The sequence below is a fragment of the Acidobacteriota bacterium genome, assembly GCA_030949985.1.
In the GTDB taxonomy this organism is placed as follows: domain Bacteria; phylum Acidobacteriota; class Polarisedimenticolia; order J045; family J045; genus JALTMS01.
The window spans coordinates 1-13697 of record JAUZRX010000072.1; the positions used below are offsets into that span (position 1 = coordinate 1).

At 63.0% G+C, this 13697-nt stretch carries 10 protein-coding genes and 1 tRNA gene; all 11 read left to right on the top strand.

The window, feature by feature from the left end; translation table 11 throughout:
• Positions 1-141, top strand: a 141-nt coding sequence (tuf, locus tag Q9Q40_13625; GenBank protein MDQ7008259.1) for an elongation factor Tu, incomplete at its 5' end; no start/stop codon positions are given.
• Between the two features lie 73 nt (positions 142-214).
• A tRNA-Trp gene (locus tag Q9Q40_13630) sits at positions 215-290 on the top strand.
• Between the two features lie 41 nt (positions 291-331).
• Complete coding sequence (gene secE / locus Q9Q40_13635; GenBank protein ID MDQ7008260.1) at positions 332-529, top strand: preprotein translocase subunit SecE; 198 nt, start codon at positions 332-334, stop codon at positions 527-529.
• 65 nt (positions 530-594) lie between these two features.
• Positions 595-1299 carry a transcription termination/antitermination protein NusG gene (gene nusG / locus Q9Q40_13640; protein MDQ7008261.1) on the top strand — a complete coding sequence of 235 codons (705 nt, stop codon included), beginning with the start codon at positions 595-597 and terminating at the stop codon, positions 1297-1299.
• 83 nt (positions 1300-1382) lie between these two features.
• Complete coding sequence (gene rplK, locus Q9Q40_13645; protein MDQ7008262.1) at positions 1383-1808, top strand: 50S ribosomal protein L11; 426 nt, start codon at positions 1383-1385, stop codon at positions 1806-1808.
• Positions 1809-1828: 20 nt separating this feature from the next.
• On the top strand, positions 1829-2545 hold the full coding sequence (rplA, locus tag Q9Q40_13650) for a 50S ribosomal protein L1 (protein MDQ7008263.1): 717 nt from the start codon (positions 1829-1831) through the stop codon (positions 2543-2545).
• A gap of 19 nt (positions 2546-2564) precedes the next feature.
• Positions 2565-3089: a 50S ribosomal protein L10 gene (gene rplJ / locus Q9Q40_13655; protein ID MDQ7008264.1), complete on the top strand. Its 525-nt coding sequence runs from the start codon at positions 2565-2567 to the stop codon at positions 3087-3089.
• A 132-nt stretch (positions 3090-3221) separates the two neighbouring features.
• A complete protein-coding gene (rplL, locus tag Q9Q40_13660; GenBank protein MDQ7008265.1) occupies positions 3222-3602 on the top strand; it encodes a 50S ribosomal protein L7/L12 in 381 nt (126 codons plus the stop codon).
• Between the two features lie 230 nt (positions 3603-3832).
• Entirely contained in the window at positions 3833-8092 is a 4260-nt protein-coding gene (gene rpoB, locus Q9Q40_13665) for a DNA-directed RNA polymerase subunit beta (GenBank protein MDQ7008266.1), read from the top strand.
• A 67-nt stretch (positions 8093-8159) separates the two neighbouring features.
• The gene (gene rpoC / locus Q9Q40_13670; protein MDQ7008267.1) at positions 8160-12497 is read left to right on the top strand and encodes a DNA-directed RNA polymerase subunit beta'; all 4338 of its coding nucleotides are present in this window, start codon (positions 8160-8162) and stop codon (positions 12495-12497) included.
• Positions 12498-12607: 110 nt separating this feature from the next.
• On the top strand, positions 12608-13447 hold the full coding sequence (locus Q9Q40_13675; GenBank protein ID MDQ7008268.1) for a DUF1559 domain-containing protein: 840 nt from the start codon (positions 12608-12610) through the stop codon (positions 13445-13447).
• Positions 13448-13697 lie beyond the last annotated feature (250 nt).

Below are 13697 nucleotides of genomic sequence, written 5' to 3' on the forward strand. Positions count from 1 at the left end.
GAGATGGTGATGCCCGGCGACCGCCTGGAGGTGGTGGGCGAGTTGCAGAAGCCGATCGCGATGGACAAGGGGCTTCGCTTCGCGATTCGTGAGGGTGGCCGCACCGTGGGTGCCGGCACCATCACCGAGATCATCGAGTAGCGACGTGGTCCCGTCTCCCCGGGGGGGGCGGGACTTGGAAAGACCGTGGGGGCCCTTCGGGGTTGCCCGGCGCAGGGCAGTAGCTCAATTGGCAGAGCAACGGTCTCCAAAACCGTAGGTTGGGGGTTCGAGTCCCTCCTGCCCTGCCAGTAGGCGCGGCAGTGCCCGACCTGGGCACGTGGAGATGGTCATGGCAGGAGGCATCGGCAAGGCGCGAGGGTTCGTCGACGACGTCTGGAAGGAACTCAAGCGGACGTCCTGGCCGAGCAAGCAGGAGGTTTACGGGACCACCTTGGTGGTGATCGTGGCGACGATCATCGTGGCGGTTTACCTGGGTCTGGTCGACCTCGTGTTGGCCACGCTCCAGAAATTGGTGCTTTTCTCCTAGCGGTCCCCTGGGGACCGTGGTTCCGGCGGGCTCTTTCCAGGGGGCCGGCCTTGGGCGGGTGAAGGATGACGGATACCGAAAAGAGGGAGCAGATCGATTCTGACGTCCCCGCCGAGGCTTCGTCCCCGGCGCCCGATCCCGCCGTCGAGACTCCCGCCGGCGCCGAGGGGGCCGAGGCGGCTCCTGTGGACACCGCCGATCCCGAGGCCGGCACGTCCGCGCCGCCTCCCGGGGACGACGGCAAGGAGTGGTACATCATCCACACCTACAGTGGATTCGAAAACAAGGTCATGCAGTCCCTCCGGCAGAGGGCCGATGCCTACGGGATGGGGGACAAGATCGGCGAGATCCTGGTGCCGACCGAAGATGTCGTCGAGATTCGCGACGGCAAGAAGTACACGCTGAAGAAGAAGTTCTTTCCGGGCTACGTGCTGGTCCAGATGGAGATGTCGGACGAGGCGTGGCACGTGGTGCGGAGCACTCCCAAGGTTACGGGTTTCGTCGGCGGTTCTCAGCGTCCGCTGCCGATGACGCAGGAGGAGGTCGACAGGATTCTCGGCCAGATCCACGTCACCGAGACCAAGCCCAAGCCGAAGTTCGACTATAAGGTCGGCGAGACCGTGAAGATCACCGACGGGCCGTTCAGCAACTTCACGGGAGTGGTGGAAGAGATCAACGAAGACCGGGCGACGCTCAAGGTCATGGTCAGTATCTTCGGCCGGGCGACGCCGGTGGAACTCGAGTTCCACCAGGTCAAGCGGCCCGACTGAGTCGGGCCGGGAGAACGCCGACACCAGGTTGTCGGCCAACGGCGAGGGGATGAAGCTCGAGCCTCCCGCCGCGCGAGGAAACGATGGCGAAGAAAGTGATGGCCATGGTCAAGCTGCACTGTCCCGCGGGGCAAGCCACTCCGGCACCGCCGGTGGGTCCCGCCCTCGGGCAGCACGGCGTCAACATCATGGAGTTTTGCAAGGCATTCAATGCCAAGACCCAGGACCAGCGGGGAATGATCATTCCCGCGGTGATTACGATCTACCAGGACCGTTCCTTCACTTTCATTACCAAGACTCCTCCCGCATCGATCCTGCTGCTCAAGGCCGTGGGTGTCGAGAAGGGATCGGGTGAGCCGAACCGGAAGAAGGTCGGCAAAGTCACCCGGGCCCAGTTGGAGGAGATCGCCAAAGCCAAGTGGCCGGACCTGACGGCCGCCGACATGGACGCCGCCGTGCGCACGATTTCCGGCAGCGCACGCAGCATGGGTATCGAGGTCGTCGAGTAGCGTCGGCTGGAGGTTTTGAAATGGCGCGCCGTGGAAAGAAATACAGGGCCGTAGCGGAGAAGCTCGACCGGGCTCCGATCGAGGTTTCCCAGGCCCTGCAAAAGCTCAACGAGATTTCCTGGGCGGGTTTCGACGAGACCGTCGAAGTCGCCTTCCTCCTGGGGGTCGATCCCCGTCACGCGGACCAGATGGTGCGCGGTACGGTGGTCTTGCCCCACGGTACGGGCAAGACCAAGCGGGTCCTGGCCATCGCTGGAGGAGAGAAGCTCAAGGAAGCCGAGGAAGCTGGTGCCGACTTCGTTCTGTCGGGCAAGGAGGCCGTGGAGAAGATCCAGGGCGGTTTCCTCGACTTCGAAGCCGTCGTCGCCACGCCGGACACGATGCGGGACATCGGTCGGCTGGGAAAGATCCTCGGCCCCCGGGGGCTGATGCCCAACCCGAAGGTCGGCACCGTGACTCCGAACATCGGTGACGCGGTTCGTGAGATCAAGGCCGGTAGGGTGGAGTTCCGGGTCAACAAGACTTCGATCGTGCATGGCGTGATCGGCAAGAAGTCGTTTTCGCAGGAGCAGTTGCTCGACAATTTCCGAGCCTTTCTCACTGCGATTCAGCGGGCCAAGCCTGCGGCGGCCAAGGGCCGGTACATTCGCACCTGTCACATCGGCACGACGATGAGTCCAAGCCTCGAGCTGGACCTCGCGGACCTGGAGAAGGTCGGCGTGGTCGAGCGGGCCTGAGGGCGGAAGGAGAACGGCGATGGTTTATACCAGGAGCCAGAAGGAAGCCCAGGTCGAGCAGATTCGCGAGATCTTCGAGTCGGCCAACAGCATCTTCCTCGTCGATCTGACCGGTCTCGACAGCAACGAGGTCAACAAGTTGCGGGCCGGTCTGAGGGAGAAGGGCGCGCGGATGCAGGTGATCAAGAACCGCCTGGCCAAGCGGGCCGCGGGAGAAGGCCCCGTGGCGGCTCTCGAAGGCTGGTTCAGTGGACCGACCGCCATGGTCTATCACGCCGAAGAGCCGGTGAGCACGGCCAAGAGCCTGGTGGATTTCGCCAAGGATCACCCCCGGCTCGGAATCAAGGCCGGCCTGATCGATCGCAATCAGACCGTCGACGGCGAAGGCGTCGTCGCGGTTTCCAAGTTGCCGGGCATCGACGAGACCCGGTCGATGTTGTTGTCCCTGATCAACGGTCCGGCGCAGAAGCTGGTCCGTTTGTTCTCGACCCCGGCCACCCAGCTCGCCACCGTGCTCGACAAGCACAGCCAGCAGGGTGGGTAGTCTAGAGGATAGGCAATAAGTCCACCGGCTCGGAATTGGGGCATTGGGCCCGCTCCGGTGCAGGGTGTCAGAAGATCTAAGGTTTTCCGGACCGGCGGACGAAAGGCCGGACCACGAAGGAGCAAGAACACCATGGCTGCTGATCTCAATCAGATTGCTGAGTCGCTGAGCGAGCTGACCGTGATGGAGGCTGCGAACCTCGTCAAGATGCTCGAAGAGAAGTGGGGCGTTTCCGCCGCCGCACCGGTTGCCGTCGCCGCCGTGGCTGGCGCCGCCGGTGGCGAGGCCGCCGCGGAGGAGAAGACCGAGTTCGACGTCGAGCTGACCGCCGTCGGCCCGAAGAAGATCAACGTGATCAAGGTCGTCCGCGAGGTCACGAGCCTCGGCCTCAAGGAGGCCAAGGAACTGGTCGAATCGGCCCCGAAGGTGGTCAAGGAAGCCGTGACCAAGGACGAGGCCGAAGAGATCAAGAAGAAGTTCGAAGAAGTCGGCGCGACCGCGGAGATCAAGTAGTCCGTCAGTCGGAGGTGCCCGGTTCGGTCCGTGATGCCTTGTCGACAGAAGGCGTGGCCCGGTCCCTGCTCGATGCGGGGAAGCGGGCTACGTCTGTCTTGCCGCCGTACCGGTGTGGGGCCGTTCTTTCCCGCCGGTGGCGATTCCGTGCTGGTTGTTCTCCACTCCGGCCCCCCCCGGGGGGTGGCCGGATCCCGGTGTTACGCAGCATTTCCTGAGGGTGGGCTCTGATGGCTACAGCCGAAATCAAGCCGCGTGGACGCAAGGGATTCTCCAAGATCCCCTCAACCATTCGCATTCCCAACCTGATCGAGGTGCAGAAACGCTCCTACGAGCGCTTCCTGCAGATGTACACGGCTCCCGACGACCGCGAGGACGTCGGGCTCCAGGCCGTGTTCAAGTCGATCTTCCCGATCGAAGATTTTCGCGAGACCTGCAGTCTCGAGTTCATGGAGTACTCGATCGGGCACTGGGCATGCAAGTGCGAGATCCTTCAGGGGATCGAGAAACTGCGCGTCGTTTGCCGCAACTGCGGCCAGCCCTTCATCGCGCGGATGCCGAAGGAGTCGGAGTTCGGCTGCCCGAGTTGCGGGGAATCGAATCCGAACAAGCTCGAGATCTGTGAGGAGTGCGGCGAACCCGTCGGGCTGAAGTTCAAGTACTCGATGGAGGAATGCCAGGCGCGGGGAATGAGCTTCAACGTGCCGTTGAAGGTGACGATCCACCTCATCGTCTACGACAAGGATCCCGAAACCGGCGCCCGATCGATCCGCGACATCAAGGAGCAGGAGGTCTACTTCGGCGAGATTCCGATGCTCACCGGTGATGGGACTTTCATCATCAACGGAACCGAGCGGGTGATCGTCTCCCAGCTCCACCGATCTCCCGGGGTCTTCTTCCAGGCCACGCCGGACCGCAGCACCCACACAGCGAAGATCATTCCCTACCGGGGGGCCTGGGTCGAGTTCGAGTACGACCAGAAGCAGATCCTCAACGTTCGCATCGATCGTAAGAGGAAATTCCACGGCACGGTGTTCCTGCGCGCCCTCGGGCTTTCCTCGGATGAGGAGATCCTGCGCGAGTTCTACACGCCGACGGAAGTTCTGCTGCAGGAAGAAAACATCCTCTGGGGTGTCGGACCGGGACTGCTGCAGAAACGCGCGCTCGAGGAGATCAAAAACGACCAGGGCAAAACCATCCTGCGTAAGGGTGTGAAAATCCGCAAGGCGAATCTCAAGCGCCTCGAGGATGCCGCGATCGCCTATGTGCCGGTCGCCGAGGAGGAGTTTTCCGGCGCCGTGGCCCTCGAGCCGATCGTGCACCCTGAAACGGGTGAGTTGATTTGCGAGGTCAACCAGGAAATCACGGCCGAGCAGTTGGCCGAAATCCGGGAAGCGGGCATCGAGCGATTGATCGTCTTTTTCCCCGAGAACGATCCGGTCGGGCCCGTGTTGCATACCACCTTGAAGAAGGACGGCGTGAAGACCCCGGAGGAAGCGTTGCTGGAGATCTACCGCAAGCTCCGTCCGGGTGACCCGCCGACGTTCGATGCGGCGAACAAGCTGTTCAACGCGATGTTCTTCGATCCCCAGCGATACGACTTCTCGCGGGTCGGTCGGCTCAAGTTCAACACGCGGCTGGGGACCAGCCGGCCGCTCGACGAAAAGATTCTTCATCCAGACGACTTCTACGCTGTCGTACGCTATTTCCTCGGTCTGAGCCAGGGCGAGGGGCAGCTCGACGATATCGATCACCTGGGCAGCCGGCGCGTCCGCTCGGTGGGCGAACTGCTGGAAAACCAGTTCCGCATCGGACTGATTCGCATGGAACGCGCGATCAAGGAGAAGATGTCGGTCTACCAGGAAATGACGACCGCCATGCCTCACGACCTGATCAACGCCAAGCCGGTCGTCGCGGCGGTACAGGAGTTCTTCGGCAGCAGTCAGCTTTCGCAGTTCATGGACCAGACCAACCCGCTGTCGGAGGTGACCCACAAGCGGCGTCTGTCGGCTCTCGGGCCCGGTGGCCTGAGTCGTGAGCGGGCGGGTTTCGAAGTGCGTGACGTGCACCCGACCCACTACGGTCGCATCTGCCCGATCGAGACCCCGGAAGGACCGAACATCGGACTGATCTCGTCGCTGGCCTGCTATGCACGGATCAACGACTACGGATTCATCGAATCGCCCTATCGCAAGGTCGTCGATGGTCGCGTGGTCGATCACGTGCGCCTGACCTACGCGGGTGGCACCGGTCGCGAGGTGGGCGAGGTCATGCCCCTCGACGAGTTCGAAGACCTGGTGGCTTCCATGGAAAAGGCCGGGAAGCGCAAACCGGCCGCCGAACCCTATGCCTTCTATCTCACGGCCTGGGAAGAAGACCGGATGACCATCGCGCAGGCCAACGCGCCGCTCGACGAGAACGGACGCTTTGTCAACGAGCGTGTGACGGCCCGGCGAGCCGGCAGCTTCCTCTTCGCGCCCCGTGAGGAAATCGATTTCATCGACGTGTCGCCCCAGCAGCTTGTTTCGGTGGCGGCGGCCCTGGTGCCCTTTCTCGAGAACGACGACGCGAACCGGGCGCTGATGGGCTCCAACATGCAACGCCAGGCGGTGCCGCTGCTGCAGCCGGAATCTCCCGTCGTGGGGACCGGCATGGAGGAGACCACCGCCCGGGATTCGGGAGCGGTGGTGATTTGCCGCCGCTCGGGGATCGTCGACAAGATCGACGCGACGCGCATCATCGTTCGTGTGACCGGCGAGGAAGGCGGCGAAGACTTCGGTGCCGATGTCTACTCGCTGGTCAAGTTCCGGCGCTCGAACCAGAACACCTGCATCAACCAGAGGCCCATCGTCAGCCAGGGAGACCGTGTGCGCGCCGGGCAGGTGCTGGCCGACGGTCCCTGCACCGAGAACGGTGAGCTGGCCCTCGGGCGCAACGTGCTGGTGGCCTTCATGCCCTGGCGTGGATACAACTTCGAGGACGCGATCCTGGTCTCGGAACGACTGGTCCGGGAAGACGCCTACACCTCGATCCATATCGAGGAGTTCGAGGTCGAAGCCAGGGACACGAAGCTTGGTCCGGAAGAGATCACCCGCGACATTCCCAACGTCTCGGAAGAGTTCCTCAAGGATCTCGACGAGAGCGGCATCATTCGCATCGGCGCTCACGTCAAGCCGGGAGATATTCTCGTCGGCAAGGTTACGCCGAAGGGCGAAACCCAGCTCACCCCGGAAGAGAAGCTGCTGCGGGCGATTTTCGGCGAGAAGTCGGGGGACGTGCGCGACGCGAGCCTGACCAGTCCTCCGGGCATCGAAGGAATCGTGGTCGATGTCCGGGTCTTCGCACGCAAAGGACAGGAGAAGGACTCGCGCCACCGCGCCATCGAGCGGGAGCAGATTCAGCGATGGGAGAAGAATCTCAATGACGAGATTCGAATCATCAACGAGGAGAACCGTCGCCTGATCGCCGACCTGCTGGAAGGTGAGCCTTTGCGCTCGGCGCTGGTGTCGCTCGACGGCAGTCGCGAAGTGCTCCCCGAGGGGACTGTCCTGAGCCGGGAGATCATCCGGGAGCTGCAGACCGAGGACCTGATGCGTCTCGACGTGGCGCCCAAGCGAAAGGCCACCATCGAGGCGATTCGGAAGATCGAGGAGCGGACCCAGAAGAAGGTCCAATTGCTCGAGAAATTCCACCGCGAGCGGATCGAAGCGCTGGCCAAGGGTGACGAACTGGCGCCCGGCGTGATCAAGCTGGTCAAGGTCTTCATCGCGATGAAGCGGAAACTCTCCGTGGGCGACAAGATGGCCGGTCGCCACGGCAACAAGGGCGTGATCGCCCGCATCCTGCCGATCGAGGACCTGCCCTACCTGCCGGATGGTACGCCGGTCGACGTCGTGCTCAATCCCCTGGGTGTGCCGAGTCGTATGAACGTCGGACAGATCCTGGAGACGCACCTGGGATGGGCCGGCATGGCGCTCGGCATGAAGTTCGCGACGCCGGTCTTCGACGGTGCACGCGAGAAGGACATCAAGCATTACCTCGAGCAGGCCGGTCTTCCGCTGGATGGCAAGACCTACCTGCACGATGGGATGACCGGGGAGCGTTTCGAGCAGAAGGTGACGGTCGGTTACATCTACCTGCTCAAGCTCAGCCACCTGGTCGACGACAAGATTCACGCCCGTTCTATCGGGCCCTACTCCCTGATCACACAGCAGCCCCTGGGCGGTAAGGCCCAGTTCGGCGGCCAGCGTTTCGGTGAGATGGAAGTCTGGGCGCTCGAGGCCTACGGCGCGGCCCACGTGTTGCAGGAGCTTCTGACCTGCAAGTCCGACGATGTCTACGGCCGGACCAAGATCTACGAGGCGATCGTCAAGGGGCAGGGCTGGGTCGAACCGGGTTTGCCGGAATCGTTCAACGTGTTGATCAAGGAGTTGCAGGCCCTTTGCCTCGATATCGAGCTGTTGGCCGAGCAGGGCGAGGACGACGCGTGAGGCGGCAGCGCGGACCACGGGCGAAGTTCCAGAGGCTTGGCCGGGTGAGCCCCGGCGGGAGGCGGTCTTGAGCAAGAGTTCGCTGTTTTTCGACAGGGCGCGGACGATCAACGACTTTACGTCCATTCGCATCAGCCTTGCGTCGCCGGAGAAGATTCGATCCTGGTCCTACGGCGAAGTCACCAAGCCGGAGACGATCAACTACCGGACCTTCAAGCCTGAACGGGATGGTCTCTTCTGCGCCAGGATTTTCGGGCCGGTGACCGACTGGGAATGCCTCTGTGGCAAGTTCAAGCGGATGAAGCACCGCGGGGTGGTTTGCGACAAGTGTGGTGTCGAGGTCACGCAGTCGAAGGTTCGACGGGAGCGGATGGGTCACATCGAGCTGGCTTCGCCGGTTTCTCACGTGTGGTTCTTCCACCAGCTTCCGAGTCGGATCGGCCACCTCCTCGACATCTCCAAGCGTGAGCTGGAGCGGGTGCTCTACTTCGAAGCCTATACCGTCACCGATCCGGGCAACGTCCCGGACCTCGAGGAGGGGCAGCTCCTGTCGGAGGAGGAATTCCGCGAGCTGCGTGACCAGTTCGGTCCGGGTTCTTTCGAGGCGATGATGGGGGCGGAGGGCATCAAGAAGCTGCTGGCCCGCATCGATGTCGAGACCCTCGGGCACGAGTTGCGCGAGCGGATGAAGGTCGAGACTTCGATCCAGAAGCGGCAGAAGCTCGCCAAGCGATTGAAGGTGGCCGATGCCTTCCGCCGCTCCGGCAACCGTCCGGAGTGGATGATCCTCGACGTGATTCCGGTGATACCGCCGGAACTGCGCCCGCTGGTGCCCCTCGAGGGCGGACGCTTTGCGACTTCGGACCTCAACGACCTCTACCGGCGTGTGATCAACCGCAACAACCGGCTGAAGAAGTTGCTCGATCTTCGCGCGCCGGACGTCATCGTGCGCAACGAGAAGCGCATGCTTCAGGAAGCGGTCGATGCCCTGATGGACAACGGCCGGCGGGGCCGGGTGCTGCGTTCGACCCAGAACCGGCAGCTCAAATCCCTCTCTGATGCTCTCAAGGGTAAGCAGGGTCGTTTCCGGCAGAACCTGTTGGGCAAGCGGGTCGATTACTCGGGCCGCAGCGTGATCGTCGTCGGACCCGAGCTGCGTCTGCACCAGTGCGGGTTGCCGAAAAAGATGGCGCTCGAACTCTTCAAGCCGTTCATCTACAACAAGCTCGAAGAGCGAGGGATCGTCTCCACCATCAAAGCCGCCAAGGAGATGGTGGAACTGGAGCGGCCGGAGGTGTGGGACATCCTCGAAGAGGTGATCCAGGATCATCCGGTGCTGCTCAATCGCGCCCCGACGCTGCACCGCCTGGGGATCCAGGCCTTCGAGCCGATTCTCGTCGAAGGCAAGGCGATTCGTATCCACCCGCTGGTCTGTACCGCCTTCAACGCCGATTTCGACGGCGACCAGATGGCCGTCCACCTGCCCCTGTCGATCGAAGCCCAGGTGGAAGCCTACACCTTGATGATCTCCACCCACAACATCTTCAGCCCGGCCAACGGCGCCCCGATCATCAGCGCCTCGCAGGACATGGTGATGGGCTGCTACTACATGACCCTGGAACTGCCCGACCGCAAAGGCGAAGGGATGGCTTTTGCCACCTTCGACGAGGTGGAGCTGGCTCACAGCCTGGGCAAGGTGGATACCCATGCCCGAATCAAGCTCAAGCTCCCGCCGCATCGGGGATGCCGGGACGAACACGGTGAAACCAGCCGTCCCGGCGCCGTGATTGAAACCACCGTGGGCCGGGTGCTGTTCAATCGCGTGCTGGATGAGCGGATGCCCTTCTACAACGTGGTGATGAAATCCAGCGCCTTGAGCCGGGTGATTTCGGACTGCTACGAGATGCTGGGCCGCAAGGCGACCATCGAGTTGCTGGACCGGATGAACCGGCTGGGGTTCCACTGGGCCACGCTGAGCGGGCTGAGCTTCGCCACCGACGACCTGCTGGTGCCCCCTTCCAAGCCCAAGGTCATCGCTGCCACGGAAAAGGAAGTGAGCAAGCTCCAAAAGGCGTTTGAGCGGGGCGATCTGACCGACGCGGAACGGTACAACAAAGTGGTGGATGCCTGGACCCATGCTCGGGACCGAATCACGCGGGACATGCGCGAAGTGCTTCGCAACGACCAGCGGTATCCAGGCTACGTGAACCCCATCTTCCTGATGAGCGAGTCGGGGGCCCGGGGGAACATCGACCAGGTACGGCAACTGGCCGGGATGCGGGGGCTGATGGCCAAACCCTCGGGTAAGATCATCGAAACGCCCATCAAGGCCAACTTCCGGGAAGGGCTGCGGGTGCTGGAGTACTTCAGCTCCACCCACGGAGCTCGAAAAGGACTGGCCGACACGGCGCTGAAGACGGCCGACTCCGGCTACCTGACCCGCAAGCTGGCCGACGTGGCCCAGAACGTCGTGGTCACCATGCGCGACTGTGGCACCACCCGCGGAGTGACCAAAACGGCTATTTTCCGCGGGGACAAAGTCGTGGTCACCCTGGCCGATGCCATTTACGGGCGGGTGAGCCGGGTCAACGTGGTGGACCCGGTCCATGATGAGGTGATCGTCCGCGAAAACGAACTGATTACCCGCGAGGCGGCCAAGAAGATCCAAGAGTTGGGGCTGCAAAAGTTCCAGGTTCGCAGCCCCATGACCTGCGAGGCTCCTCTGGGCGTGTGCGCGCTGTGCTACGGGATGGACCTCTCCACCGGCGCGCTGGTGGAGGAAGGGATGGCCGTGGGGATCATCGCTGCCCAGAGTATCGGCGAGCCGGGTACGCAACTGACCATGCGGACCTTCCACATCGGCGGAATGGCCGTCCGCGGTGTGGAATCCAGCCACGTGACGGCCCGCCGCGACGGAGTGATCAAGTTCAACCGGCTCAATGCCGTGAAGAACGAGGAGGGGAAGACGGTCGTGCTCTCCCGCAACGGGGAGATTATCGTAACCGATCCCCGAGGACGCGAACTGGACCGGTACGAAGTGCCCACCGGAGCTCTGCTTTACGTGCAGGAAGGTCAGGAAGTGAAAAAGGGGACCAAGCTCTGCGAATGGGATCCCCACAGCGTCCCCATCCTGGCCGAGGTGGATGGCACGGTCGAGTTTGTGGACCTGGATGACGAAACGGTGCGGACCGAGAAGGACCGGCGAACCGGCCGTATGCGGCGGATCGTCCGGGAACACCGCGGCAGCAAGCACCCCCAGATTGCCATCAAGGATGCCAACGGCGATACGCTGGAAATCTGCTACCTGCCCGAAAAAGCTACCGTGGAAGTAGAAGAAGGAGAAAAAGTCAAGGCAGGCCGCCTGCTGGCCAAAACTCCCCGCGAAGCCCGCGGCACCCAGGACATCACCGGAGGATTGCCGCGAGTGACCGAAATCTTTGAGGCCCGCAAGCCCAAAAACCCCGCTGTGATTGCCGAGGTGGACGGCGTGATCAAGATCACGGATGAAAAACAACGCGGACGCCGCAAAGTGATTATCGTTACTGAAAACGGAGAAGAACGCCCCCACTGGGTGCCGTTAAGCAAGTCGCCCCGGGGCCGGACCGGGGACCGGGTGCGGGCCGGGGAACCGCTGTGCGGCGGGCCCCTGGTGCCGCACGACATCCTCCGCATCTCCGGACCGGAACGGGTGCAAGAGTACCTGGTCAACGAAATCCAAAGCGTCTATCGCGCCCAGAACGTCAACATCAACGACAAGCACGTGGAGATCATCGTGGCCCAGATGATCCGAAAGGTCCGCGTGGAAGACGCCGGGGATACCAAGCTCCTCCCCGGCACGATGATCGACAAGTTCCGCTTCAACCAGGCCAACGAGGAACTGGCCAAGTGCGTGAAGATCAAGGACAAAGGAGACACCCACTTCGAGCCAGGTTCCATCGTGCCCCGCAGCGAGTTTGAGCGGGTCAACGCCCAGGTGGAGGCCATGGGGGGCAAGTCGGCCACCGGCGAAAAGCCCAAGCCGGCCACCTGCAGCCCCCAGTTGTTGGGCATCACCAAGGCGGCCGTTCAAAGCGACAGCTTCATCTCCGCGGCCAGCTTTCAGGAAACCACCCGCGTGCTCACCGAGGCGGCCCTGGCCAGCAAGGTGGACTACCTGGTGGGGCTGAAGGAGAACGTGATCCTGGGACACCTGATCCCCGCCGGCACCGGCTTCCGCTGGTACCAGCAGGCCGAAGTGCGCATCCGGCCCGAGGCGCTGGATGCCCTCACGGCCGAAGTGCCCGAGCAGTTCATGCCCCAGTTCCCCCTGCTGGAGGACCAACCCAACCCTTCCCCCGGACCGGCCCCCACCGGGGGAAACCCCGTGGACCAGATGTTCGGCCACTCCTCCGAAGGGGACAAGTGATCCGCGTCCTTGGAGAAACCGCCTGAGGGGCCTGAGGATTCACGGCGACTTACCTGTTCCCGGGTCGCTGTTTTCCGTGCAGGAAGCCCCGCAGCCGGAAATGTGGCGCGATGAAACAGCGCGGATTTACCTTGATTGAGCTGCTGGTGGTGATCTTCATCATCGGTATCCTGATGGCCCTGCTCCTTTCGGCCGTGCAAGCGGCGCGGGAGGCGGGCCGCCGGATCGAATGCAAAAACAATCTCCGCCAACTGGCCCTGGCGGTTCACATGTTCCACGATGCCCAGGGGCGCCTGCCCCTGGCCAATGCCTACCGTCCCGGCACCTCGAAACAACGCTACTGGTTTGCGGCCGTGGATCATGCCACCGGCATCGTGGATGCCGCCGGAGGCTTTCTCGCCCCCTATATGGAACAAAACCTGCTTACGCTCGCTTGCCCCAACGCCCGGGGAGTGCTGGAACCTCTCTATCGCGGCGCCACCGGCGGCTTCGGCTACAATCAGAACCTGGGCACGACGTACTGGTTCCGCTGCAACGGAACCTGGAAAACCCGCGTCTTGTACACCTCCCTGGGTACGTTCGCCCATGCCGGCACCAGCCACGTGATCCTGCTTGCCGATTCGGCCCGAGTGCAACTCCCCTACGGCAACGACTCCCAAGTCCGACTCACCGAAAACTACTTCCTCCAAGGCCCCCAGGATCACCGCTTCTTTACCGCCCCCAACACCCACTTCCGCCACGGGGGGAACACGGCCAATGTCGCCTTTCTGGACGGGCACGTGGATTCCTACGACGGTCCCCGGGGAGCCGTGCCCGGCTACTGGCCCCCGGAGGCCAAGAACCTGGCGGCCAGGGAACGGCTGGGCTATCTCCTGGACCGCAACGACGGAGACCCCGACCGCCCCATTACTTACACCCGGATACTACGCCGCTATGGGCAGAGCCCCTAGCGTTCGGCCTGCCAAAAGCCTGCCCCGGCCCTCCACCTCGGCACAAGAAAGCGGCAGATAGACGCGGTTTGCGCCGGGGCTTCGGCACCGCGGCGGTTCTCCGGGCTTCAGCCGGTGGAGGACGTCGCGGACCAAAGCGGAACACTCCCGCCCAAGGCATGCCCCGAAGGATCAATACGTCACCAGCAGTTCCGGGCAGGCTTTTCGCAGCCGGGCCACGCCCTCGGCCGAAACGTCGGTGCCTCGCAGC

Bases quoted from the DNA above. Each gene is read 5' to 3' on its own strand.
- secE (MDQ7008260.1), top strand. From the start codon at position 332: ATGGCAGGAGGCATCGGCAAGGCGCGAGGGTTCGTCGACGACGTCTGG.
- nusG (MDQ7008261.1), top strand. From the start codon at position 595: ATGACGGATACCGAAAAGAGGGAGCAGATCGATTCTGACGTCCCCGCC.
- rplK (MDQ7008262.1), top strand. From the start codon at position 1,383: ATGGCGAAGAAAGTGATGGCCATGGTCAAGCTGCACTGTCCCGCGGGG.
- rplA (MDQ7008263.1), top strand. From the start codon at position 1,829: ATGGCGCGCCGTGGAAAGAAATACAGGGCCGTAGCGGAGAAGCTCGAC.
- rplJ (MDQ7008264.1), top strand. From the start codon at position 2,565: ATGGTTTATACCAGGAGCCAGAAGGAAGCCCAGGTCGAGCAGATTCGC.
- rplL (MDQ7008265.1), top strand. From the start codon at position 3,222: ATGGCTGCTGATCTCAATCAGATTGCTGAGTCGCTGAGCGAGCTGACC.
- rpoB (MDQ7008266.1), top strand. From the start codon at position 3,833: ATGGCTACAGCCGAAATCAAGCCGCGTGGACGCAAGGGATTCTCCAAG.
- Q9Q40_13675 (MDQ7008268.1), top strand. From the start codon at position 12,608: ATGAAACAGCGCGGATTTACCTTGATTGAGCTGCTGGTGGTGATCTTC.